This is a genomic window from Actinomadura barringtoniae (assembly GCF_017573505.1).
GTDB classification, from domain to species: domain Bacteria; phylum Actinomycetota; class Actinomycetes; order Streptosporangiales; family Streptosporangiaceae; genus Spirillospora; species Spirillospora barringtoniae.
On sequence record NZ_JAGEOJ010000012.1, the window covers coordinates 356,418 to 380,837 of the forward strand.

Here is a 24,420-nt window from a genome sequence, read left to right on the forward strand (position 1 = left end):
GTCAGGATTTCACGCGCCCCTCACCCGCATGCGCCAGCCCTCCAAGGGTCAGGACTTCGACGGGTCGGCCACTCGGGCGGCGAAGAGCGGGACGCCGGTGGTGTTGTCACGGACGATCAGCACGTAGGGCCGGTCGAAGAAGACGTCGGTACGGGCGGGCGCGACCGCGCTGGTGGCCTCCATGCCGCTGCCCGTGGCGGCGGCGGCCTCGGTGCCCTTCTCGTCCACGCGCATCGTGGCGGCGTGCTGGACGAACTGGAGCTTGCCCGCGTCCGGCGAGATCCCGGTGAAGTCGGCCGGGCCGTTGAACGCCTTGCCCATGCCGAGGCTGGTCAGGAACGGCTTCATGTCGCCCTTGGACTTCAGGTCGACCTTGGGCAGGTGCACGTCGAGGAGCGAGGGCTGCAGCGCCCCGGTGACCTTCCGCAGGGTGGCCGCGTCCAGCGACGGGCAGCCCTGCGCCTTGCTGTCGGGCAGGAGCGCGGTGAGGCTCACCTTGTTGCCGGTGTACGGGAGGTCGACGGCGGTCCAGCCGCCGGTGTGGGCGTAGCCGATCTCGCCCGAACGGCTCATGGTGTCGGTCTTGATCTGCTTGCCGTCGCCGGTGGTGAACGGCTCGGGGTGGGTGCCGGTCTTCTTGAACTCGACGGCCCACTTGGCCTTGAGGTAGACGGCGTCGGTGAGGACCCAGCCGGTGTCGCCCTTGACCGAGCCCTGCGGCAGCAGGTCGCTGATCTTGCCCTGGGTGGACTTCTTGATCGCGTCGTTGATGGCCTTGCGGGCGCCCTCGGGGTCGCCCTGGATGTCGAGCGACTTCAGGCCCGCGTCGTAGGCGGTGGCGACCTTGTCGAGGTAGGCCGAATCGGGCTTGCGCTGCTTGTCGGCCCACACCTGGTCGCTGGTGCTGATGGTGACGTCCTTGCCGCCCAGGCCCTTCAGCGCCTGGTTGCGGGCGTGCAGCCCGGCGAGCGGGTCACCGGCGGGCAGCTTGAGCGTGCCCGCCATGGTCCTGGCCGTATCGCCCTTGGCGGCGAGGTAGACCATGCCGAGGCCGCTGGACAGGCTGCTCGGCGAGAGGACCACGTTGGACTCGGGGTCCTTGCCGCACCAGGCCTTCAGCATGTCGAGGCCGAACGCGGAGTCGGCCGCGGCATAGGGGCGGGGGTCCGCGGCGGGCACGTGCGCCACGGCGCCACGGAGCGTGACCGTCTCACCTCCCTGGGCCTTTCCCGATCCGCACGCGGTCGCGAGCGAGACGGCGGCGAGGCATCCCAGTGCAGTGCTCGTACGCAGGTAACCCATGGACTTACGACGGCATCGCCGGGGTTCCGGTTCCGAGGATCACCCGGGTTTTTTCGCGAACTTGGTTTTGACAAAGCTTGTTCTGGCTACACAATGGGACGAGCGGGTGTCTACGACGCAGATACCTCCAGGTCCCCCCTGTGCGTACCCGGAGGAGCGTCATGAACCGCCCCCTGAACATAGCCCTCGTTTCCGCGTCCACTCTGGACGGCGATGACGCCCACTCGATCCACGTCCGTGAGCTGGCCCGCGCGCTGGCCGCCCCGGACGGCGACGGGCACGAGGAGCGGCAGGTCACTCTCCACACCCGCCGCCAGGACGAGGCGGCCCGTTCGCGGACCCGCCTCGGCCCCGGCGCGACCCAGTACAACCTGAGCGCCGGCCCCGCCAGGCCGCTCTCGGAGAACGAGATGCTGCCGCACGTCAACGAACTCGCGAGCGGCCTGCGGCGCCGCTGGTCGGGCACGGCCAAGCCCGACCTCATCCACGCCCACGGCTGGATCGGCGGCCTGGCCGCCTGCGCCGCCGCCCGCGATCTCGATATCCCCCTGGTGCAGAGCTTCCACGGCCTCGGCACCGCCGACCGGCGCGCCGGCCGCCAGGTCCACCCGGCCCGGATCCGCCTGGAGACGGCCATCGGCCGCGACTCCGACGCGGTGCTGGCCGGGACGTCCGAGGAGGCCGAGAACCTGGTCCGGCTGGGCGTTCCCCGGCCGCGGATCAACATCACCCCCTACGGCGTGGACGGCGAGCAGTTCAGCCAGTCCGGCCCGGCGCTGCCGCGCGGCGACCGGGACCGCCTCGTGGTGGTCTGCCACGACCTGAACGACGACGGCGTGATCACCGCGATCCGCGCCCTGGAGCACATCCCCGGCGCCGAGCTGGCGGTCGCGGGCGGCCCGGCCCGCGAGGACCTGGAGAACGATCCGACCGTGCACCGGCTCCGAGTGCTGGCCAAGGAGCTGCACGTCGCGGACCGGGTGATCTTCCTCGGCGCGATGCCGCGCAAGACCGTTCCGCGCCTGCTGCGCACGGCCAAGCTGGCGCTGTGCCTGTCCCCGCACCACCCCTCGCCCACGGTCTCGCTCGAGGCGATGGCCTGCGGCGTGCCGGTGGTCGCGGTGCCGGCCGGCGGCAACGCCGACTGCGTGCTCGACAAGATCACCGGGATCCACGTGCCCGCCGACCGGCCGGTGGTGATCGGCCGCGCGATCCGGAACCTGCTGAACGAGGACACCACCCTGGCCGGTTACGCGATCGCCGCCGCCGACCGGGCCCACTCGCGCTATTCCTGGGACCGGATCGCGGCCGAGACCGCCCGCGCCTACGACAGGATCTTGGAGCGCGTCGCGCCGATGGAATACTCGGAGGCGTGGGAGACCGAAACGCACTGATCGGAAGGGCCGCGGAGCTGGCGCAGCTCACCGCGGCCCTCGACCGGGCCGCCGCGGGAGAGGCGGGCGTGGTTCTGGTCAGCGGCGACGCAGGGGTCGGCAAGAGCCGATTGGTCGCCGAGCTGGCCGCGAACGCCCGCGACCGCGGCGCCGCTGTTCTCATCGGACAGTGCGCCGAATTGGGCGAGGGCATGCCGTACCTGCCCCTCACCGACGCCCTGTGGACCGGCGCCCGCGATCCCGCGGCCTCCCCCGCCGAACGCGACGCCCTGCGCACCGCCCTGGACGCCCGGCCGGTGCTCGCTCGTCTCCTGCCGGACGGCGACGGAGCCCCGGCCGGGGCCGCACCCGACATCGTTCAGCAGCAGTTGCTCGGCGCGGCCCTGGGCCTGCTGGGCGAGCTGTCGGCCGAACGCCCCGTCCTGCTGGTCCTGGAGGACCTGCACTGGGCCGACCCGTCCACCCGGCACCTGCTGACCTTCCTCAGCCGCGTGCTGCAGCGCGAACGGGTCTGCCTGGTCGGCACCTACCGTTCCGACGACCTGCACCGGCGCCACCCGCTGCGGCCCGTCGTGGCCGAGCTGCTGCGGCTGCCGAACGTGACCGGGATCGAGCTGCGGCCGTTCGACGCCCGCGAGACCGCCGAATACCTGGCCGCTCTGGACGGCGCCCTCGACGGGGCGGCCCTGTCCCCCGAGGTCGCCGAACGGGTGCACGAGCGTTCGGAGGGCAACGCCTTCTACGCCGCCGAGCTCTACGCGGCCGCCCGCACCGGCGAGGAGCTGCCCGCCGGCCTCGCCGACCTGCTGCTGTCCCGGCTGGAAACGTTGTCCGAGCCCGCCCAGCGGGTGCTGCGGGTCGCGGCGGTCGCCGGGCGCCGGGTGAACGACGAGCGGGTCCGCCAGGTGTCGGGGCTGGACGAGGCGACCATCGAGCAGGCGCTGCGCGAGATCGTCTCCAACCGGCTGCTGGTCCCCGAGGGCACCGACGGCTACGTCTTCCGGCACGCCCTGCTCCGCGAGGCCGTGATCTCCGACCTGCTGCCGGGCGAGGCCGTACGGCTGCACGCCGCGTTCGCCGCGCTGCTGGCCCCCGAGGCGGCGGCCGGGCGGCCCGGGACCGCGGCCGAGCTCGCCCACCACAGCTCCATGGCCCACGACCTGCCCGCCGCGTTCGCCGCGTCGGTGCAGGCCGGGCGCGAGGCCGACGAGCTGGGCGCCCCGGCCGAGGCGCACGAGCACTACGACACCGCCCTGTCGCTCTGGGACGCGGTGCCCGACCCGGAGGCGGCGGCCGGGATCTCGCGGATCGACCTGTCGCTCGCGGCCGTCCGCGCCTCCGCCAACACCGGCGATGTCAGGCGCGCCATCTCCCGCCTGCGCCGGCTGATCGAGACGGTGCCGGAGGACGACCGCAGGGTCCAGGCCGTTCTGCACGAGCGGCTCGCCTACTACCTGGGCGACGCCGACCTGGACGAGGAGTCGGCGGAGACGGCCTGGTACGCGCTCGGGCTGGTGCCCGCCGACCCGCCCACCCGGGAACGGGCCGAGGCGCTGGCGACGCTGCTGCGCACCCTGCTGTTCGAGGAACGGTCGTCGGAGATCCCCGCGCTGGCCGAAGAGGCCCTCGCCACCGCCCGTGTCACCGGCGCCGCCGGGGCCGAGGCCAGCGCCCTGGTGTCGCTCGGCCTGCATCTGGAGCCGCGCGAGGCGGCGGCCGACGTCGAGCTGTTCGCGCAGGCCAAGGAGCTGGCCCTGAAGGCGCGTTCCTATCAGACGGCGCTGCGGGCCGCCTTCCACTACGCGCGCGCCAAGTTCGACCGGGGCGACCTGGCCGGTGCGATCGAGGCCATCGACGACGGCGTGCGGCTGACCCTCGTCAACGGGCTCGAGTGGAGCACCTACGGCATCAACAACCGCTTCATGCAGTACCTCATCCACTACACCAGCGGAGACTGGGAGACGGCCGGGCGGCTGGCGGGCGGCTTCGGCCTGCGCGTCGGGCGCACGGCCGAGGCCGAGATCTCCGCGTACGCGCTGTTCCTGGAGGTCGCCCAGGGCGCGGACCGGCTGGCCGAGCGGCTGCGCTGGCTCGAACCGCTCTGGAACGACACCCTGACGCTGACCTACATCGGGCGCGGGCTGGCCGCCGAGCGCGAACTGTGGCGGGGCGACATCGACGCGGCGATGACCCACATCATGGCCGTGCTGAAGATGCTGGTCACCAACGATCCCGGTGCGATCCGCGTCGCCGCGACGGCGTTGTGGGCGCAGGCGGACCGGGCGGTCGCGGCGCGCAACGCCGGCGACGAGGCGACCGCCGAGGCCGCCGCGCGCGGCACCGACTACTTCGTGGACCTGGCGCGCCGCGCGGCGGCCACGACGCAGGACGGGGACCGGCGCGCCTGGCTGGGCCTGGAGGGCCACGCCTGGCTCGCCCGCGCGGAGGCCGAACGCTCCCGCGCACGGGGCGACAACGATCCGGACCTGTGGCGGGCGACGGTCAAGGCGTTCGACTACGGCTTCGTCTACGAGGTGGCGCGGTCGCGCTGGCGGCTGGCCGAGGCGCTGGCGGAACGGGGTGAGCGCGAGGAGGCCGCCGCCGAATGGGAGGCCGCCGTCCGCGACGCCGAGCGTCTCGGCGCGGACCCCCTGCTCAAGGCCCTGCGCGACCTGGGCACGCGGGCGCGGCTGGGCGGCGCCGCGCCCGCGCGCCGTCCGTCCGGGCCGCTGGACGCGCTGACCGGCCGCGAACGCGAGGTGCTGCGGCTGGTCGCCGAGGGCCGCAACAACAAGGAGATCGCGGCGGTGCTGTTCATCTCGCCCAAGACGGCGAGCGTGCACGTGTCCAACATCCTCGCCAAGCTCGGCGTCACCAGCCGGACCCAGGCCGCGGCCGTCGCGCACCGCGAGGGCCTGCCCGAGTCATAGAGGCGATCAGTGCGTGGCCCGCCTGCGGCGGCGCCACTCGGGCTCGGAGTCCACGGCGCGCTGCGTGATGCCGCGCAGCGTGCGGATGAGATCGCCGTACAGCCCGCTGGCCAGCGTGGACACCTTGGCGCCCGCCGGTTCGTCCATGAACGGCATGAACCGGTCGGGGAAGCCGGGCATGGTGCACGCGATGCAGATGCCGCCGACGTTCGGGCAGCCGCCGATGCCGTTGATCCAGCCGCGCTTGGGCACGTTGCACTTGACCACCGGCCCCCAGCAGCCGACCTTCACCAGGCAGCGGGGCGAGCCGTACTCGGTGGTGAACTGCCCCTGCTCGTAGTAACCCGCCCGGTCGCAGCCCTCGTGCACGGTCTCGCCGAACAGCCAGGCGGGCCGCAGGTTGTCGTCGAGCGGGATCGCCGGGGTCTGGCCGGTGACCTGGTAGAGCAGGTAGAGGATCGTCTCCGACAGGTTGTCGGGCTGGACCGGGCAGCCGGGCACGCACACGATCGGCAGGCCCGCCTTGGACGTCCAGTCCCAGCCGAGGTAGTCGGGCACGCCCATGGCGCCGGTCGGGTTGCCCGCCATCGCGTGGATGCCGCCGTACGCCGAGCAGGTACCGGCGGCGATGATCACGGTCGCCTTGGGCGCGAGCCGGTCGAGCCACTCCCCCGTGGTGATCGGCTCGCCGGTCTCGGGGTCGTTGCCGAACGAGCACCAGTAGCCCTCGTCCTTGATGCTCTCGTCGGGGATCGAGCCCTCCACGACCAGCATGAACGGGTCGAGTTCGCCCCGGTCGGCGCGGTGGAACCATTCGATGAAGCTGTCGGGTCCGCCGTCCGGACCGCCCTCGCTCGCCAGGAACGGCCAGTGCATGTCCAGGCGAGGCAGCCCGGGCAGCCCGCCGAGCAGGATCTCCTCGATGCTCGGCTGGGTGGCCGCGGTGAGCGCGACCGAGTCCCCGTCGCAGCTCAGCCCGGCGTTGATCCAGAGAAGATGGACGACGGGTTCGTCCTCCGGTGGCGCGGTCATAGGTCGTCGTCCCCTTCGGTGACGTGCGCGACCATCAGGCATCCGGGTGCTTCGCCCACGTCCTGCCCGGCGCTCTCCAGGAGCGCGACGACGTCCTCGGCGGGCTCCTCGCCGCGGCAGGCCGCCGCGACGACCGGCAGGGCGAGGTCGCCGCCCAACGGGCCGCGCGTGCGGAACACGATGCGGTCGCCGGGCAGCAGGCGCGTCGCGGTGGTGCCGAACCTGGCGTCCAGTCCCGCGCCCAGCAGCGGTCCCTCGGCGACGCGCAGCTCGCGGGCCGTGCCGCCACGGACCAGGATCGGCTGCGGGTTGCCCGCACGCGCCCAGGCCAGCGTGCGCTCCTCGGGGTCGAAGCGGGCGATGACGGCGGTGGCCTTCGGGCCCTCGCCGTGGAAGGCGACCAGGTTGAGGCAGCCGAGTACGCCGGCCGGGTCGGCGCCGGTGAACGCGATGCCGACGAGGGCGTCGCGCAGCCGCAGCGCGCTCTGCGGCCGGTCGTCGCTGGCGTCGCCCGCCCCGAGCAGGACGCGTCCGCCCGGCAGCACCGTGGCCTCGCACCATTCGCCGCCGGTCGCGCGAAGATGGGCGGCGATGCGCAGGCCCGGCAGGTCGTAGGGCACCTGCGGCTCGGGCGCCTCCCAGCCCTCGGCGACCAGTCCGGCCGCCGCGGAGGTCACGTCCTGGACGGCGCCGCGCAGCGCGACGAGCCTTCCGCGGGCGTCCAGCACCGGCTCGGCGTGGACGCGCAGCCGGCACTCGTGCTCGCCGCCGAACGTGCGGAACTCGAACGTGGCGGGGCGGCGTTCCTCGCGCAGGACGGTGAAGGCCTCCGCGACCGCGGGCAGGTCCTCGGGCTGAACGGCGGAGGGCAGCGTCTCGAGCCGGAGCGGCCCCTCGCGGGGGTCGATCTCGAACATCTCGTAGACGCGCGGCGACCAGTAGACCTCGTCCTTGACCAGGTCCCACTCCGCCCAGCCCAGGTGCGCGAGTCGCTCGGTGTCGGCGAGCCGTCCCGCCAGCCGGGCCTGCTCGTCGTGGAACTGCCAGCTGACCAGCAGCCCGTCGCCGATCCGCTGCGCTCGTACGCTGAGGACGGCCGGGTGGATCTCGTCGCCGAGCGGTTCCTCGTAGGGCATCGGGTCGCGTTGCAGCGCCTCCCCGGTCTCCAGGACCTCAAGGTAGGCGTCGAAGATCCCCGAGGCCTCGAGCCCGGGGAAGGTGTGCAGGAGGCGGGTGCCGGTGATCTCGTCCGGCGTACGGCCGCGCAGGTCGGTGGCGAGCTCGTTGCAGCGGTCGATGGTGAACTCCAGCACCCGGCCGGAACGGTCGCGGATCGGGTAGAGCAGCGCCGCCGGGATCGGGATGGCCGCCAGGACCGCGTCGATCCAGGGCGCCCGCAGGTCGCCGGACTGCAGCCGCCTGCTGGACAACGCGCGCAGCCGCCGTCCCGCGTCGGTCACCAGGTCTTCGAGGTAGGTGCGGGCCCGGGCGTCGCAGGGCGGGTCGGCCTTGGACCAGACTGCGCTCACCACGGCGACCAGCCGGGTGTCGGGCTCGGCCTCGGGGGCGGCGGAGCCGAACCAGGCGAGCGTCTGCGGGCCCGGCTCGCTCAACTCGCCCGGCTCGCCCGCGTCGTGCCCCGGTTCGCCCTCGCCGCCGAGCCACCAGGACCGGTCGGCGACCGGGATGCGCACCAGCGGCAGCGCGTACTGCAGCGGGACCCGCGACCACTCCTTGACGGCCTCGCCCTCGGTTCCGGCGACGCCGCTCATCCGCATCGAGCCGTCCTCCTCGATGACCGCCAGCACGACCGCGCCCGCACCGAACGGGTAGAGCAGGGTGTGCAGCAACCGGGCGAGGTCGTCGGCGGTGGAGCAGACGGCGAGCTCGGCGGCGACGTCGAGCGGGTCGGGTTCGGCGAACGGGCCCTCGTGATCGTGCAGGTCGAGGGCGGGTTCCTCGGCCCAGGCGGGGGCGAGGCCTGGCGGCTCCTCGGTCACGAGGTAGCGGGCCGGGTCGAACGCATCGGGTCCCATCCCGAACGGGTCCGGCACCTCTCCGGTGTACCACCTTTGGTGCGCTCCGTTGAGGGTCAGACCGGTTTCGGTGATTTCAGCCCGGCAGTTCGCTCATTTCCGGTCACGACACCAGGCCGCGGCCCGTGATGAGCGGGAGATCGAGCGCCGTGAGCAGGCCCTTCGGCCCCTTGACCACGGCGGGAACGGCGTTCACCAGACGCATTGCGGTCGCCTTCAGCCCGGCGGTGTTGTGGTCACCGTCGCTGCCGAGCAACTGGAGGTCCACGGTGTAGTTGGGCTCGCCGCGCACCTCGACGCGGTAGCAGCCCGCCCCGGCGGGCTGCGGCCAGTCCGGGGCGAGGTCGTCGCGCAGCCGGGTGACGTGCTCCAGCACGATCACCGGGCGGCCGCCGACCATCCCGCGGACCTCGAAGCGCAGCGCCGCGACGGTGCCCTTCTCGATCGTGCCGGAGGCGACCTGGAAGGTCTCGGGCGCGGGCAGCCGGGTGTACCACTCGGCGACCTCGTCCAGCTCGACGTCCAGGCCCGCGGCGAGCTGGCGCACGACGCTGCCCCAGGCCATCGACAGCACGCCGGGCGTCAGCAGCATCGGCACGTCGTCCATCGAGCGGCCGAAGCCCATGATGTCGAACAGGACCGTGCCCTGGTCGTAGGTGGCGTAGTTGAGGATCTCCATGCAGCGCACCTCGTCGATGCGCTCGCTGATCCCGGTGACCGCCAGCGGAAACGCGTCGTTGGCGAAGCCGGGGTCGATGCCGTTGACGAAGATCGAGGCGTTGCCCGCCTCGGCCGCCTCCCGTACAGGCGCCGACATCTCCTCGGGCACCACGCCGTCGGGGAACTGCAGGAAGACCGGGCTGCTGGAGACCACGTTGGCGCCGCTGCGCAGGATGCGGCACAGGTCGTCGATGGCCTCCATGAGCCGTACGTCGGCCATCGCGGTGTAGACGACGCAGTCGGGCCGCAGCGCGAGCACCTCGTCCTCGTCGCCGCTCGCGGCCACGCCAAGGGTCTTGCCGAGCCCGGCGAGGTCGCCCGCGTCCTTGCCGACCTTGGCGGGGTTGGACACCCACACGCCCACCAGTTCCAGCTCGGGATGCGCGTCGATCCCGGCGATCGAGTGCCGCCCGACGTTGCCGGTGCTCCACTGAACGACGCGGTACGTCACAGATCCTCCAGGCCGAGGTCGAGGTTCGGGGTGTCGATGCCGCCGTCCACCTGCAGGATCGACCCTGTCACATAGGCGCCGGCGGGCGAGGACAGGTAGAGGACGGCGGAGGCGACGTCGTCGGGGTGGCCGATGCGGCGCAGCGGCGTGTTGTCCTCCATCTGGGTGCGCAGCTCGTCGTTGGTCATCACGATGTCGAGCGCGGAGGTCGCGACCGAGCCGACCGCGACGGCGTTCACCCTGATCTTGGGCGCCAGGTCGAGCGCGGCGAGGCGCGTGTAGTGCGCGAAGGACGCCTTGCCGCTGCCGTACGCGAGGAAGCCGCGACCCGCCACCCGGCCCATGACCGAGGAGATGTTGACGATCGCGCCGTCGCCGGTCTCCAGCAGGTGCGGGACGGCCGCCCGGTTGAGCGCGTGCGCGATCGCGACATTGAAGTGGAACGCGTTCTTGAGATCGCGCGGGCTGGTGTCCATGAACGCGGCCGGCATGGACCCGCCGACGTTGTTGACGACGATGTCCAGGCGGCCCAGCTCGGCCGCCGCGCGTTCGGCCAGACCGGCCGCCGCGTCCAGGTCGTTGAGGTCGGCCGGAACGACCAGGGCGCGGCGTCCCGCGGCCTCGATGTCCGCCGCGACCTTCTGCAACTGTTCCTCGGTGCGCGCCGAGACCACCACGTCCGCGCCCGCCTGCGCGAGTGCCACGGCGGTGGCCGCTCCGATCCCGCGCCCCGCGCCGGTGACCACCGCGACCTTGCCGTCGATACGAAACCTGTCCAGGATCACGCGGTCAGCCTGGCACGAAGTAGAACGTGTTTCAATGGGGCACTTTCGGTGGGAGACGCCGTCGCGGTCGCCATGGCCCCGGCACTGTCCGCGACGGCGTCTCCCGGCCCTCACCCCCGGAACCGGGGGATGACCTCGGTGCCCATCAGCTCGATCGTGCGCATGACGGACTCGTGCGGGATCTTGTACGGGTTGACCAGGCACAGCAGCAGATCGACGCCCGCCTCCTCGTAGCGGCGGCAGGCGTCCGCGCAGTCGTCGGGCGTACCGACGACGCAGGCGCCGGACTCGACCAGGTAGTCCATCGACAGCAGGTCGAGCAGTCCCTCGTCGTCGGTCTTCTTCAGGTCGGCCGCGTAGCCGTAGTTGCCCAGCTCCCGTTGCTGCTCGGCCATCATCTCGGCGACCGTGGCGATCTGGCGGGCGCCGGTCTTGGGGTACCACTCGAACGACTCGCGCGCGGTGTCGATCGCCCGCGTCCGGTCGGTGTCGCAGAGCGCCATCGTGAACGTCGCCGCGCTGTCGTGCACCGCCGCCCCGATCGGCGCCGCGCAGCCCGCGACCGACTCGCGGTAGAGGTCGATGCGCCGCTTGACCTCCTCGGGCGGGATGCCGACGGCGAACGAGCACAGCCCGAGCCCGAGCGCCCCCACCTCCCGGTGCCCGTCGTCGCTGGAGGTGGCGCCCCACATCGGCGGGTGCGGAGACTGGATCGGCTTGGGCAGCACGCGGCGCCGGGGCATCTGCCAGAACTCGCCGTCGTGCTCGTATTCGTCGTTGGTCCAGGCGCCGACGGTGAACGCGATGGCCTCGCGCCACATCGCCCGCGTCTCGCGCGGGTCGATCCCGAAGCCCTCCAGTTCGGCCCGCGTCGCCGACCGTCCGGTGGCGAAGTCGACGCGCCCGCCCGAGACCAGGTCCAGCACCGCCACCGACTCGGCCGTACGGACCGGATGGTTGTAGGGCTTGGGCATCAGGCGCACGCCGTAGCCCAGCCTGATCCGCTCGGTCTTCGCCGCGATCGCGCCGTACAGCACCTCGGGGTTGGAGCAGTGCGAGAACTCCTCCAGGAAGTGGTGTTCCACGGTCCAGAAGGCGTCCCAGCCGAACCGGTCGCCCGCGACGGCCTGCTCGATGACGTTCTCGTACGCGCGCCGCTCGCTGCCCGCGTCCCACGGCCGGGGCACCGGGATCTCGTAGAAGAGGGCGAACCTCATGCCAGCACTCCTCCCATATGAAGACGCACGAAAGCGCGGACTGCGGCCTCGTCGGAGAGGTCGAGCGCGACGGACGGCATGACGGCGAAGGTGAAGCAGAGCCGGACGATCCACTCGCCGACCTGCCGGTGGTCCAAGCCCGGACGCAGCTCGCCGCGACCGGCCGCCGCAGCCAGGCGCGGACCCCAGAAGTCCACCCAGGCCTCCAGCAGCGGCTCGATGTGAACCGACAGCAGCATCGCCAGCAGAGAGTCGGTGCCGGCGGGCAGCCGGAGCGTGAACTCGACGTCGTCGCGGTGCCCGTGAACGAACAGCACCGCCTCGGCGACCTGGTCGGCGAGGGTCTCCCCCACGTCCACCCGGGACTCGCTCGCCTCGACGAACGCGACCGCCGTGCGTTCCAGGACGGCCGCGACCAGGTCCTCGCGGACCGGGAAGTAGCGGTAGACGGTCCCGCGCGACACCCCCGCCTCGACGGCGACGTCGTTCATCGACACCCGCTGCAGCCCGAAGCGGCCCATGCACCGTTCGGCCGCGTCGAGGATCCGCGCGGCGGTGCGCTCCCCGAGCGGGTGCTTGGTCTCCACAATTGAACAACATCCGCCTAGTTGTTCAACCGGTCAACCCCTTCGGATCGATTGGCGGGACATCGCGGTCGACCTGGGGTACACCGGAGGCAGCACGTTCCGCGCCGGAGGTGGTCCGCCATGAGCCGAGGCCGAGCTTCACGTCCGCACCGCCCCTCCACGTGCCCCAGCGGCAAGGTCCGCTTCCGCGACCGCATCGCGGCCAACCTCGCCCTCGCGACCATCCAGCGGCGCGATCGCCCTGGCCGGGAGAAGCTCGAGGTGCGCGTCTACCGCTGCTCGGACTGCCGCGGCTTCCATCTCACGAGCCAGCGGAGCCGGGCCGCCCGCTAGCCACCCCGTCCTCCTGACCGGCCGGTATCCCGCCGGTCCGGTGAAGAACGCTCACGGCAGGCCGTTAATCCTTCACGGGTCAGTCATTATCTTCGCTACTGGAAATGGCGATTGGCGTCTGCAATCGTTTGTTTCGCACGAACGATGTCCAGGGAGAGGATTGGTCGGTGGACAAGCGATACGAGCTTTATTGCCTCACCGACAAGCTCTTTTACGACTCCCCGCCGGCCACGCTCGACACCGATTTCGACATTTCTCACCGGCCCCTCCCGGCGGACTGGGAGCAGGTGCGTGGGCAGGAGTGGACCGTCTACGTGCCACCTGGTCAGGACACCCCCACCCAGGGCTGGAAGGTGCACGCCTCGGGCAGCGTCGACAGCGCCGGGCAGATCCTGGAACGCTGCTGGGATTACTGCGTGCCGAACGGCATCGAATTCAAGCATCTGCGCGGCCCGGGAGCCCTGAAGCTACGCAATGCCAAATACGCTCCGCGCGGCGCCAGCGGCAAACTGGTGACCATCTATCCGGCGAACGACGAGCAGCTCGAACGCGTCCTGACCGAGCTCGGCGAACGGCTGAACGGTCTTCCCGGGCCGTACATCCTCAGCGACCTGCGCATCGGCGAGGGACCACTGTTCGTGCGCTACGGCGGCTTCGCCGAGCGCCGCTGCCTGGACGAACGCGGCGAGCTGGTGGCGGCGATCGAGACGCCCGCCGGTGACCTGGTGCCCGACAAGCGCGGCCCGGTCTTCGCCGTGCCGGACTGGGCGCCCGTCCCGGCCTTCCTCGAACCGCACATCGCGGCGCGCGGCGCGACCACCACGACGGACATGCCGTACCGGATCGAGAAGGCGCTGCACTTCTCCAACGGCGGCGGCGTCTACTCCGCCATCGACACCCGGACCGGCGAGAAGGTCGTGCTGAAGGAGGCCCGGCCGTACGCGGGGCTGGCCGCGGACGGCGCGGACGCGGTCGTCCGGCTGGAGCGCGAGCACGCGACGCTGCGGCGCCTGGAGGGGATCGACGGGGTCCCGCAGGCACGCGGGCTCTTCACGCTCGGCGAGCACCACTTCCTCGTGCAGGACTTCGTCGAGGGCCGCACGCTCAACACCTTCTTCGCCGAGCGCCATCCGCTGCTGGACCCCGAGCCCGAGCCGGGCAAGGTCGCCGCGTACACCGAGTGGGCGCTGAGGGTCTACGCGGGCGTGGAACGCCTCATCGACCAGATCCACGAGCGCGGCGTCGTCTTCAACGACCTGCACATGTTCAACATCATGGTCGCGCCGGACGACTCGGTCGCGCTGATCGACTTCGAGGTCGCGGCGCTCGCCGCCGACCAGGGCCGGCAGACGCTCGCCAACCCCGCGTTCCTGGCGCCGCCCGACCGGCGCGGGGCCGAGGTGGACCGCTACGGCCTGGCGTGCCTGCGGCTGGCGCTGTTCGCCCCGATGACGACGCTGTTCATGCTGGACCGCGGCAAGGCCGGCCACCTCGCCGACCTGATCGAGGGCTATTTCCCGGTGCCGCACGCCTTCCTCGACGAGGCGGTCACCGAGATCACCCGCGGCAAGCCGGTCGGCCCGGCCCCCGCGTTCACCCCCGACGAGCGCGGCTGGCTGCAGGCGCGCGAGCAGACCAGCCGGGCCATCCTGGCCAGCGCCACCCCGGGCCGCCGCGACCGGCTGTTCCCCGGCGACGTGGAGCAGTTCGGCGGGGCCTCGCTCGGCCTCGCGCACGGCGCCGCAGGCGTCCTGCTCGCGCTGGAGGCGACCGGCGCCGGACGGTGGCCCGAGCATGAGGAGTGGCTCGTGGGGCGGGCGATCAAGCCCGCGCGCGGCACCGGACTCGGCCTCTACGACGGGCTCCAGGGCGTCGCGTACACCCTGGCGCGGCTCGGTCACACCGACGCCGCCCTCGCCGCGGTGGAGCACTGCCTGGCGGAGAAGTGGGAACGGCTCGGCAGCGACCTGTACGGCGGCCTGCCCGGCTACGCCCTGGTGATGGCCCACCTCTCCGACGCCACCGGCGAGAAGACGCTGCTGGAGGCGGCGGGCCGCGCCGCGCAGATCGTGGCGAACCGCCCGTACGGCGAGGAGAGCCCCAGGCCGGGCCTGCTGTACGGCGGCGCGGGCACGGCGCTGATGTTCATCCGGCTCTTCGAGCGCACCGGTGACAAGACCCTGCTCGACCTGGCCGCCGCCGACCTGCGCAGGGACCTGCGTTCCTGCGTCAAGGACCACAACGGCGCGCTGCACGTCGACCAGGGCCACCGGGTCCTTCCCTACCTCGGCAGGGGCAGTGTGGGGATCGGCCTGGTCATCGACGACTACCTGCAGCACCGGCCCGACGAGGAGTTCAGCCGGGCCCGCGAGGCGATACGCGTCGCCGCGATGTCGCACTACTACGCGCAGCCCGGCCTGTTCAACGGGCGGGCGGGGATGCTGCTCTACCTGAGCCGGCAGGACAGGGCCGACCCGTGGGTGGCGCGCCATGTGCGCTCGCTCGCCTGGCACGCGCTGCGCTACGGCGGCGGCCTGGCGGTCCCCGGCGAGCACCTGTTCCGGCTCTCGATGGACCTGGCCACCGGGACCGCGGGCGTCCTGCTCGCCCTCGGCGCGGCCCTGCACGACCGTCCGGTCGGACTGCCGTTCCTCGGAACGGCCCATGGATCCTCCGTGGAGCCCTCCACGGTGGTCACCTCTATCCAGCCCGAGGGGAGGTAACAGCACAATGGCGCTTCTTGACCTTCAGGGAATGGTGAGCGAAAACGGCGGTGGCGGCGGTAACAGCAGCCTGAGCCTGCTCTGCCACAGCTCCCACAGCATCACGATCTGCCTGTAAAGGCACCCTGCCTCTAAGGCACCTGTTGGTGGCCATGGCCCACTCCCTGTGAGGGCCATGGCCACCTCCATAGGAGATCACAATGAGCGCGGACCGCCTCCTGATGCGCGCCGCCCTGCGGGGCGGCGGCTGGAGCGCGCTCCTGGCCGTCGCGACGCTGGCGGACGCGGCGGCCGTCACGATCCTGCCGATCACGCTGGCCCGCGCGATCGACGGCGTGCTGACCGGTTCGGGGACCGCCGCCGTGTGGGCCTGCGCCGCGCTGATCGCAGTCTCCGCGACGGCCGACATGCTCATTCAGCTCGCGGCCGGCGCGGGTGCCGCGCACGCCACGGCCTGGCTGCGCCATTCGCTCGTCCGGCACCTGCTCGCCGCCGGACCGAACCTCGACCTTCGCGCCGGCGACGTGACCAGCCGGGTGGTCGGCGGGGCCGCCGAGGCGGGCGTCGCGCCCGCCGCCGCGACGCAGGCCGTCGCCGCCCTCGTGCCGCCCGCCGGTGCGCTGATCGTGCTCGGCGTCGTCGACTGGCGCCTCGCCGCCACGGTCGCCGTCGCGCTCCCGGCGATCGCCGCCCTGCTGCACGTGCTGGTCCGCGACATCTCCGCGACCGTACGGCGCTACCTCGACGTTCAGGGCACGATCGCGGCGCGGCTGGCCGAGGCGCTGACCGGAGCCCGCACGATCGCCGCCGCCGGGACCGCCGAACGTGAGGTCGAACGGATCCTCGCGCCGCTGCCCGAGCTCCACGCCGAGGGGCAGGCGATGTGGCGGGTGCAGGGCAGCGTTGCGGCGCGCGGGCTGCTGTCGCTGACGCTGCTGCAGATCGCGGTGGTCGGCGCGGCCGGGATGGAGCTCATGGCGGGCCGGATCAGCCCGGGTGAGCTCGTCGCCGCCGTCCAGTACGCCGGGCTCGCGGCGGGCTTCGGACCCGTCGTCACCCAGGTCCTGCGACTCGGGAGGGCGCGCGCCGGAGCGACCCGCGCCGAGGAGGTCCTCGCCCGGCCCGTACGCCACCACGGCGCCGAGGCCCCTCCGCCCGGCCCGGGAACGCTGGAGTTCCGCGGCGTCACGGCGGGCGGCCTGCAGAACGTGGACCTGACCGTGCCGGGCGGCCAGGCCGTCGCCGTCGTCGGACGTTCGGGCGCCGGGAAGTCGCTGCTCGCCGCACTCGCGGGCAGGCTCACCGACCCGGACCGGGGCGAGGTCCTGCTGGACGGGGTGCCGCTCCCCCGGCTCAGCCACGCCGCCCTGCGCGACGCCATCGGCTACGCGTTCGCCCGCCCCGCCCTGTTCGGGGAGACCGTCGGCGACGCGATCGGCTTCGGCCGCGCCGCCGTTCCGGAGGGACGCGTCGAGCAGGCCGCCGTCACCGCGTGCGCGGACCGCTTCATCGAACGGCTACCGGGCGGCTACCGGACCCGGATCGAGGACGCGCCGATGTCGGGCGGCGAGCTGCAGCGCATCGGGCTGGCCAGGGCGTTCGCCCATCCGGGCCGGCTGCTGGTGCTCGACGACGCGACCTCCAGCCTGGACACCGCGACCGAGCTGCAGATCTCGCAGGTCCTGCTCGGGCCCTTGAGCGACCGGACCCGGCTGGTGATCGCGCACCGGGCCGGTACGGCCGCACGGGCGGACCTGGTCGTCTGGCTCGACGACGGCCGGGTTCGCGCGTGCGGTCACCACGCGGACCTGTGGCGCGACCCCGGCTACCGCGCCGTGTTCGGCGGCGGTTCCGGCGATCCGTCATGACCTGCCCATGGTCGGGGCTCCGCCGCTCCAGGTCATGGCGGCGCGACACCCTGCGGCTGCTGACGCGGACGTTCGCCCGGACCGCGCGGTCGCATCCGCGGCCGGTCGCCGCCCTGGTGTTCTGGTCGATGATCGAGGCGGCGCCGACACTGCTGTTCGGGCTGGCCGTGGCGCGCGCGGTGGACGCGTTCCGCGCCGACCATCCCTGGAACGCGGGCGCGTGGCTCGGCCTGCTTGCCGTGACGGCCCTCGCCGGGGCGGTCGGCAGCAAGCGGCTGTACGGCCCGCTCGCGGCGATCGTCGAGCCGTTCCGTGATGACCTGGTCCGCCTGGTGACGCGCGGCGCGCTGTACCGTTCGCTGAACGGGCGGCCCGACACCGGCGCGGTCGCCCGGCTCACGCACCAGGTGGAGATCGTCCGCGACACGTTCGGCGGGCTGCTGGTGGTGGTGCGCGGCTTCCTGTTCGCGGCGGCCGGGGCGGCGATCGGCCTGCTGGCGCTGATGCCGCAGGTCGCGCTGCTGGTGGTGGCGCCGCTGGTGCTGGGGCTCGGGCTGTTCACGCTGGCGTTCGGCGCCGCGGCGGCCCGTCAGCGCGACCTGGTGGTCGGCGAGGAGGAGATAGCCGAACGGACCGGTGCGCTGGCCGAAGGGCTGCGGGACGTGGTCGCGTGCGGCGGCGAAGAGCGCGTACGGGAGCGCCTCGCTCAGGTGGTGGACGGGCAGGCGGCGGCGGGACGAGCCGTGGCGCGCATGACGGCGGTGCGCGTGCTCACCATCGCGGTCGGCGGCTGGATCCCGCCGCTGCTGATCCTGATCTGCGCGCCGTGGCTGGTCCGGCACGGCGCCACGGCGGGCACGGTCGTCGGCGCGCTCACCTACGTTCTGCACGGCCTGCAGCCCGCGCTGCAGTCCCTTGTGCAGGGCATGGGCGGCAGTGGCCTGCGGCTGGCGGTGACGCTCGGCCGGATCCTCGAGACCGCCGCGGCCCCGCCTCCCCCGGTGCGGCCGTTCCCGGACGGCAGGCGCGCGCCGGTGAGCGGCACGGCGATCGAGCTGCGTGACGTCACCTTCGCGTACGGGCCGCACGCGCAGCCGGTCATCAGCGATCTGGACCTGTCCATCCCGGCGGGCGACCACGTGGCCGTGGTCGGGCCCAGCGGCATCGGCAAGTCCACGCTCGCCGCACTCGTCGCGGGCGTGCTGTCGCCGGACGCGGGCCGGGTCCGGGTGGGCGGCCGCCCGCCCGGCGACCCGCGACTGCGCGTGCTCATCCCGCAGGAGGCCTACGTCTTCACCGGCACCCTGCACGACAACGTCGCCTACCTGGCGCCCGGCGCCACCGACGACGCGGTCGTCGGAGCCGGGGACGCGGTCGGCCTCACCACGCTGGCGGCGCGGCTCGGCGGCTACGGCGGGCTGGTGGACCCCGCCGCGCTGTCGGCCGGCGAACGCCAGCTCATCGCGCTCGCCCGGGCCCATCTCGCGCCGGCGCCGGTGATCATGCTGGACGAGGCGGGCTGCCACCTCGATCCGGCCGCGGAGGCCCGGGCGGAACGGGCGCTGGCCCGCCGCCCGGGCACCCTGATCGTGATCGCGCACCGGATGAGCTCGGCACTGCGGGCGCGCCGCGTCCTGGTGCTGGACGGGACGCGGGCGCGCCTGGGGAGCCACGAGGAACTGCTGCGGTCCTCGCCCCTCTACCGCGACCTGGTCGGCCACTGGACCGGCTCGGGATCACAGCCACCCCGACTTCTCGGCGATGCGGATGGCGTGCACCCGGTTGCGCGCGCCGACCTTGCGGTTGATGCGCGAGAGGTGGTTGCGGACCGTTCCGATCGTGAGCACCAGGCTCTCGGCGATCTGCGCGGCCGTGAATCCCTGTGAGGCCAGCGTCAGCACCTCGAGCTCGCGGTCGGTGAGCGGGTTCTGCGCGGCGCCGAGCTCGGTGAAGGCCAGGTCGGGGTCGACGAAACGGCGGCCGCCGGCCACCCGGCGGATCGCCGCCACCAGGCCGTCCGGCGAGGTGTTCTTCATGACCAGTCCCGCGGCCCGAACTGCGACGGCCCGCCGCAGATCACCTGGTCTGCGACGGGCCGCCATCAGTACGGTCCGGCAATCGGGCAGGGCCTCCTGAAGGGCACGCGAAGCGGCGAAGCCGTCCACCCCCGGAAGGTCGACGTCGATCAGCCCCACCTCCGGCTGAAAGGCCAGCCCGACGGAAACGATCTTCTCCCCTGATCCGATCGAGGCGACCACCTCGACGTCGTTCAGTCCACCGAGAAAGGCGACCAGCCCGCTGCGCAAAAGGGGGGCCTCCTCGGCGATCAATACTCGAATCATTTCTGGTCTCCCGAGGCCCGCCATCCCGCAGGGCCGAGACTCGCCGTAGTTGACACATCTCCTGTGGAAGACGCGAGTACGGCGGGGGGCGGGAGAAGAAATCGGGGGCACGGCTGGGCAGGGCGTCCATGACCTCCACCTTGACGAGGGGCTGGGGCAGGCAGGGGGCGCACCACTGAGTGAAGTCAAAAGATTTCGCCGAGTCAACCTCATGTGGAGACAAATTTCAACAACCCCCGGATGTACTCCAGGCGTTTAAAGCCGGTGCCCTATCCACGCGAGCAAAACGGAAGCGCGCCGCCTCTTCCACTGACGGGTGAGGCGGCGCGCTGCCGGTACCGAACGGCTTCATCGGTGTCATGCGAGAGGCCGTTCCTCCTTTCGGCCGGAGGGATTTCCGGGAACGGTGGTCCGGAATCGGACGGTGATTTTCAGGCGACGCTCAGACCGTTCAGCCAGGACTGCCAGGCCTGCTCGGTCGACTCCGCGCCGGCGCCGCCGAACACGTGGTGGCCGAGGACCAGGACATTCCCGCGGTCGGCTCCGGAATGGATGAAGCGGTAGAGACCGTCGCCGGTGCGCACGCCCAGGAAGGTGGGCATGTCGACGTAGTCGACGATTCCCTCGGCCGGGGCGAGTCCCTCGATCTGGAAGCGCACGGCGTCTCCCACGGCGACCTTGTCACCCAAACCGAGTTCGGTCCTGACAGCCGCCCATGACTCCGAGGCGTCCGCTCCGGGGCGGAACGCGCTGACGACGTCGGCCGTCTGCCCGGCGAAATGGGAGAGGTATTCGCCGAGGGAGTGCAGGTACATGTCCCAGCCGGTCTTCATCGCCTCGTACTCGGTCTCCCAGTCCCCGGTGAGGACGCCGCTCTGCACGAGGCGGAGCACGGTGCTGCCGCCCTCGCGGCCCTCGATCAGGTACTCGAAGGCCATGAACGCGCCGTCGTCGCCGTCGGCGGTCCGGGAGCCGAAGCGCTTGCCGGGCTCGTAGTGGGTGACGGTCGCGGTCTCGGTCTGGCCGGCCATCGTGAGGCTGGTCGTGCCGCCCTCGCGGGCCTCGATCTCGTTGCGGCCCATGAACCAGGCGTCCATCCCCGGTCCGGTGGCGATGGCCTCCCAGACCTGCTCCGGGGTGGCGGCCAGTTCGATCTCCTTGTGCAACTCGAACGCGTGCGACATGGCTGTTGCTCCTCTGAGTCTCGTGTGGTCGGGCAATCGGCGATGAGGGAGTGAGCAGGGTGCGGGTCGTTCAGGAACGGCGCGCGGTGTGGCGCAGCATCGGCAGCAGCGCGGCGGCGACGACAACGTGGATCACGATCAGCGAGACGCGGGTCGCGGCGCCGGCCTGCTCCAGGAAGATCGGCGCGAACGACAGGGCCAGCACGGTGCCGGCGAGCGCGGTCCAGATGCCCTTGGCGTGCCGCGTGAAGCGCTCCAGCAGCGCCAGCGAGCCCCAGCCCAGCAGCGCGAACACCAGGGAGAAGACGGCGATCTCCGGCAGGATCAGGTGGTGGCCCTCGGGGCTCGCCGAGTCGGTCAGCATGAAGTCGACGCCGAGCGCCGAGGCGGCCAGGTAGATCGCGCCGTTGGCGGCGACGGCGACGCCGGCGGCCTTGGCGCGGGCGCGCCGGACGGCCTTGCGCGCGGCCGGAACGGTCTGGGGCTGGGCGTGGGTCTGGGACTCGGCCTGGGGCGGCTGGGTGATGGTGGTGGCGGTCATGTCAGTTCTCCTCGGTCTCGTTCTGGGGGGACGTCTCGGAAGAGGTCTCGTTCTTGACGCTGGGGTGCAGGGCGATCACCAGGCGGTGGTCGCGCCCCTGCGGCGCGTTCTCGGCGTGGTACTTGGACACCAGCGCGGTCACCGCGCCGGTGAGCTCCTCGGCGAAGGCGGCCCGGTCGGCCGCCGAGGCGAACCGGATCTCGCCGTCGACCGCGAGGGTCGCGACCCGCTGCCGGGCCCGGTCGGCGCCGGTGATGAGCGCGCCGACGTCCTTGACCAGCTGGGCCGCGACGGCGAGCAGCCAGCGCGCCGACAGCCGGTCGGGCGAGGCCGCGGGGTCGGGCTGGACGGCGGCCAGGGCCGCGGGTGAGATCACGTAGGACGCGGCGGTGGCCTGCATCACCCGCTCGGTGACGTTGCCCTTCCGGCGTTCCTCCACGACCTCGACGAGCCCGTGCCGCTCCAGCGCCTTCAGGTGGTAGTTCACCTTCTGCCGCGCCAGGCCGACGCGCGCCGCCAGCATCGTCGCCGACGCGGGCTCGGCGAGCTCGGCCAGCAGCCGGGCCCGCATCGGGTCCAGCGAGGCCTCGGCCGCCGCCGCGTCTTCGATCACCGCTACTTCGAACATGCCCTCACTCTCCCAGCCGACAAATCATCTTGTCAAGACAAAAAAAATTGTCGGTGAGTGGCAGGGCGACCCGAACCCTGGCTGACCAGGGGTTACGAGCCTGGAATCAGTGCAGGAAGTCGAACTCGGCGCCGAGACCCGCATCGCGGGCGGCGGCGTAGGCGGCCCAGGCGAGCGCGAGGTCCTGCCAGGGCAGGCCCACCGGGGCGTAGACGGTGATCTCGCTTTCCTTGACGCGTCCGGGGACCTCGCCGCACAACACGTCGCGCAGCGTTCCGGCGGCGTGCTTGACGCCCAGGCCCGCGCCCGCCAGCACGCCCATCTCGACCGCGAGCGGGATGTCGTCGACGACCACGCGGGCGTTCTCCAGCAGCTCGGGGCCGAGCTCGTTCTTGCCGGGCTCGTCCGCGCCGAGCGAGGTCACGTGCGCGCCCGCCGCCACGTCGCCGGCGTTCAGCAGGGGCCGCCGCGCCCACGTCGCGACGACGACCACCTCGGAGTCCTGGGCGGCGGTCGGCGCGTCGGCGGCGACGGAGGGCAGCACGCCGAGCCGCCGTCCGTGCCGTTCGGCGAAGTCGGTGGCGCGGCCCGCGTCCAGGTCGCAGACGGCCAGCGCGGTCACCGGGCGCAGCGCGGACAGGCCGTGCAGCACCAGGTCGGCCTGAGCACCCGCGCCGACCACCGCGACCGTTCCGGCGTCGCGGCGGGCCAGGGCGTGCGTGCCGAGCGCGGCGGCCAGGCCCGTACGCCAGGCCGTGATGGTGGCCGAGTCCAGCAGCGCGAGCAGCTCGCCGGTCTCCAGGTCGTGCAGGCACACCACGCCGCGCAGGGCCGGGCGCACGCCGGGGAACTTGGCGTTGACCTTCACCGTGTAGGCGGGGATGCCGGTGATCAGGCCCGGGATCAGCGCGGTGGCGCTGCCGGGCCCCGGGAGCGAGGTGACGATCCGCCGCGCCGTGAGTTCGGCGGCTTCGGCGGTGAAGCCCCGGCGCAGCGCGGCGAGGCAGTCGGCCGGGTCGAGCAGGCTCTCGAGGTCGGATCGGTTCAGCAGGAGCGTCACCCGCCCCATTCTCTCCACGGGTCCCTGGTCCGTCGAGACGGGGTATCAGGTGGCGGAAAGGCCCACCAGTGTGGCAGCGACGCCGAGTGCGGCCGCTCCGAGCAGCGTTCCGACCACGCCGCGCCGCAGCAGGACCAGCCACACCGTCGCGGCGGCCAGGACGCCGGCCTGCCAGGGATGGTCCAGCGCCATCGCCAGAGTCAGCGCGGAGCCGCCGATCGCGCCGATGGTCGCCGGTCCGGCGCCGTCCAGGAACGCCTGAACGGTCGCGCTGGCGCGCAGCCGGTCGAAGTGCGGCCCGCCGAGCAGCACGAAGGCGAACGAGGGCGCGAACGCCGTCAGCGCCGCCAGCAGCCCGCCGCCGATCCCGGCCGCCGCGTAGCCGACGACCGAGACCGTCTGCACGACCGGTCCCGGGGTGATCTGGCCGAGCGCGACGGCCGTGGTGAACTCCCCCGCCGTCATCCAGTGGTAGTGATCGACCGCCTCGGACTGCATGAGCGGGATGATGACGAACCCGCCGCCGTACGACAGCGCCCCGACCTTGAACGCGACCCACGCCAGCGCCCCGAGCCCGCCCGCCGCCGCCGGGGCCGCCATTACGAGGGGCACGGCCCTCGCTCTCCCCGCGCTGCGGCGCCGTAGCGTCACCTCGGCGAGGCCGCAGACCAGCAGCACCAGGACGAGGTACGGGCCGATGGTGATGGCGGACAGCGCCCCGATCACCAGGTAGGCGTACCAGCGGGCACGGTGCCGGGAACGCTCGTGGCTGGCCGGGATCAGCTCGGCCGCCGCGTGGACGGCGACGGCCGCCACGGCCGCTCCGGCGCCCGCCGCCGCGCCCCGAACCCAGGTCGGCGCGTCCTCGGAGAGGAAGAGCACCGAGAGCGCGAGGATCAGCAGCAGGCCGGGCACGATGAAGCAGAGCCCGCCGACGATCGCGCCCGCCGGGCCGCGCAGCCGCCACGCGCAAAAGATGGCCAGCTGTGTGGAGGCTGGGCCGGGCAGCAGGTTGGCCGCGGCGATCCCGTCCTCGAACTCGGCCGCGCCGAGCCACCGCCGGTCCCGTACGCACAGCCGCCGCAGCAGCGAGATGTGCGCGGGCGGCCCGCCGAAGCCGACGCACCCGATCCGCCCCCACTCGCGAGCGATCGTGAGCAGACCGGGAGCGTCGGCCGGAGCCGCCTCGGCCTCAGCGGCGTCAGGCGTTCCGTCGTCAGGCGTTCCGTCGTCGGGCTGGGCGTCGTCGGGCGAGGTCACGGGGTCATCCTGCCCCGAGATCACTTC

19 protein-coding genes and 1 pseudogene are annotated in these 24,420 nt (G+C 72.7%); 7 read left to right on the forward strand and 13 right to left on the reverse strand.

What is annotated here, in order from left to right; translation table 11 throughout:
- Nucleotides 1-48 precede the first annotated feature (48 nt).
- Entirely contained in the window at nucleotides 49-1,302 is a 1,254-nt protein-coding gene (locus J4573_RS29620) for a serpin family protein (RefSeq protein ID WP_208259161.1), read from the reverse strand.
- 161 nt (nucleotides 1,303-1,463) lie between these two features.
- On the opposite strand from J4573_RS29620, the gene J4573_RS29625 reads away from it, so the two are divergent.
- Nucleotides 1,464-2,696, forward strand: coding sequence for a glycosyltransferase (locus J4573_RS29625; protein ID WP_208259162.1), 1,233 nt, complete (start codon nucleotides 1,464-1,466; stop codon nucleotides 2,694-2,696).
- Nucleotides 2,675-5,626, forward strand: a complete 2,952-nt coding sequence (locus tag J4573_RS29630) for a helix-turn-helix transcriptional regulator (RefSeq protein WP_307796987.1) — start codon at nucleotides 2,675-2,677, stop codon at nucleotides 5,624-5,626. The genes J4573_RS29625 and J4573_RS29630 overlap by 22 nt, the downstream gene beginning before the upstream one ends.
- A 6-nt stretch (nucleotides 5,627-5,632) precedes the next feature.
- Here the strand turns inward: J4573_RS29630 and J4573_RS29635 are convergent, their stop codons facing one another.
- From J4573_RS29635 to J4573_RS29660, 6 genes are all read right to left on the reverse strand, one after another.
- Nucleotides 5,633-6,658 carry an NADH-quinone oxidoreductase subunit B family protein gene (locus tag J4573_RS29635; RefSeq protein WP_208259163.1) on the reverse strand — a complete coding sequence of 342 codons (1,026 nt, stop codon included), beginning with the start codon at nucleotides 6,656-6,658 and terminating at the stop codon, nucleotides 5,633-5,635.
- Nucleotides 6,655-8,712 (reverse strand): PP2C family protein-serine/threonine phosphatase, encoded by a 2,058-nt coding sequence (locus J4573_RS56255; RefSeq protein WP_208259164.1) that lies wholly within the window; start codon nucleotides 8,710-8,712, stop codon nucleotides 6,655-6,657. The genes J4573_RS29635 and J4573_RS56255 overlap by 4 nt, the downstream gene beginning before the upstream one ends.
- An 85-nt stretch (nucleotides 8,713-8,797) precedes the next feature.
- Nucleotides 8,798-9,865: an NAD(P)H-dependent amine dehydrogenase family protein gene (locus J4573_RS54345; RefSeq protein WP_208259165.1), complete on the reverse strand. Its 1,068-nt coding sequence runs from the start codon at nucleotides 9,863-9,865 to the stop codon at nucleotides 8,798-8,800.
- A complete protein-coding gene (locus tag J4573_RS29650; RefSeq protein ID WP_208259166.1) occupies nucleotides 9,862-10,650 on the reverse strand; it encodes an SDR family oxidoreductase in 789 nt (262 codons plus the stop codon). Before J4573_RS29650 ends, J4573_RS54345 begins: the two co-directional genes overlap by 4 nt.
- 110 nt (nucleotides 10,651-10,760) lie before the next feature.
- Complete coding sequence (locus tag J4573_RS29655; protein ID WP_208259167.1) at nucleotides 10,761-11,867, reverse strand: LLM class flavin-dependent oxidoreductase; 1,107 nt, start codon at nucleotides 11,865-11,867, stop codon at nucleotides 10,761-10,763.
- Nucleotides 11,864-12,454 carry a TetR/AcrR family transcriptional regulator gene (locus J4573_RS29660; RefSeq protein ID WP_208259168.1) on the reverse strand — a complete coding sequence of 197 codons (591 nt, stop codon included), beginning with the start codon at nucleotides 12,452-12,454 and terminating at the stop codon, nucleotides 11,864-11,866. Before J4573_RS29660 ends, J4573_RS29655 begins: the two co-directional genes overlap by 4 nt.
- A gap of 120 nt (nucleotides 12,455-12,574) precedes the next feature.
- On the opposite strand from J4573_RS29660, the gene J4573_RS29665 reads away from it, so the two are divergent.
- From J4573_RS29665 to J4573_RS29685, 5 genes are all read left to right on the forward strand, one after another.
- Nucleotides 12,575-12,787: a hypothetical protein gene (locus J4573_RS29665; RefSeq protein ID WP_208259169.1), complete on the forward strand. Its 213-nt coding sequence runs from the start codon at nucleotides 12,575-12,577 to the stop codon at nucleotides 12,785-12,787.
- Between the two features lie 167 nt (nucleotides 12,788-12,954).
- Nucleotides 12,955-15,510, forward strand: a complete 2,556-nt coding sequence (lanKC, locus tag J4573_RS29670) for a class III lanthionine synthetase LanKC (protein WP_208259170.1) — start codon at nucleotides 12,955-12,957, stop codon at nucleotides 15,508-15,510.
- A gap of 7 nt (nucleotides 15,511-15,517) precedes the next feature.
- Nucleotides 15,518-15,628 (forward strand): SapB/AmfS family lanthipeptide, encoded by a 111-nt coding sequence (locus J4573_RS56740; RefSeq protein WP_089315262.1) that lies wholly within the window; start codon nucleotides 15,518-15,520, stop codon nucleotides 15,626-15,628.
- Nucleotides 15,629-15,710: 82 nt separating this feature from the next.
- The gene (locus tag J4573_RS29680; protein ID WP_208259171.1) at nucleotides 15,711-17,378 is read left to right on the forward strand and encodes an ABC transporter ATP-binding protein; all 1,668 of its coding nucleotides are present in this window, start codon (nucleotides 15,711-15,713) and stop codon (nucleotides 17,376-17,378) included.
- Nucleotides 17,375-19,264, forward strand: a complete 1,890-nt coding sequence (locus J4573_RS29685) for an ATP-binding cassette domain-containing protein (protein ID WP_243773734.1) — start codon at nucleotides 17,375-17,377, stop codon at nucleotides 19,262-19,264. The genes J4573_RS29680 and J4573_RS29685 overlap by 4 nt, the downstream gene beginning before the upstream one ends.
- Here the strand turns inward: J4573_RS29685 and J4573_RS29690 are convergent.
- The 6 genes and pseudogenes from J4573_RS29690 to chrA all read right to left on the reverse strand — a co-directional run.
- Nucleotides 19,196-19,933: pseudogene (locus J4573_RS29690) on the reverse strand (response regulator transcription factor); the annotation flags it as partial. The gene J4573_RS29685 and the pseudogene J4573_RS29690 overlap by 69 nt on opposite strands.
- Before the next feature lie 218 nt (nucleotides 19,934-20,151).
- Nucleotides 20,152-20,904 (reverse strand): SRPBCC family protein, encoded by a 753-nt coding sequence (locus J4573_RS29695; RefSeq protein ID WP_208259173.1) that lies wholly within the window; start codon nucleotides 20,902-20,904, stop codon nucleotides 20,152-20,154.
- 70 nt (nucleotides 20,905-20,974) lie between these two features.
- The gene (locus tag J4573_RS29700) at nucleotides 20,975-21,445 is read right to left on the reverse strand and encodes a DUF6069 family protein (protein WP_208259174.1); all 471 of its coding nucleotides are present in this window, start codon (nucleotides 21,443-21,445) and stop codon (nucleotides 20,975-20,977) included.
- A 1-nt stretch (nucleotide 21,446) separates the two neighbouring features.
- A complete protein-coding gene (locus tag J4573_RS29705; RefSeq protein WP_208259175.1) occupies nucleotides 21,447-22,073 on the reverse strand; it encodes an ArsR/SmtB family transcription factor in 627 nt (208 codons plus the stop codon).
- Nucleotides 22,074-22,179: 106 nt separating this feature from the next.
- Nucleotides 22,180-23,133, reverse strand: a complete 954-nt coding sequence (locus tag J4573_RS29710; protein ID WP_208259176.1) for an ornithine cyclodeaminase family protein — start codon at nucleotides 23,131-23,133, stop codon at nucleotides 22,180-22,182.
- Nucleotides 23,134-23,178: 45 nt separating this feature from the next.
- Nucleotides 23,179-24,393, reverse strand: a complete 1,215-nt coding sequence (chrA, locus tag J4573_RS29715) for a chromate efflux transporter (RefSeq protein WP_208259177.1) — start codon at nucleotides 24,391-24,393, stop codon at nucleotides 23,179-23,181.
- Nucleotides 24,394-24,420: the final 27 nt, after the last annotated feature.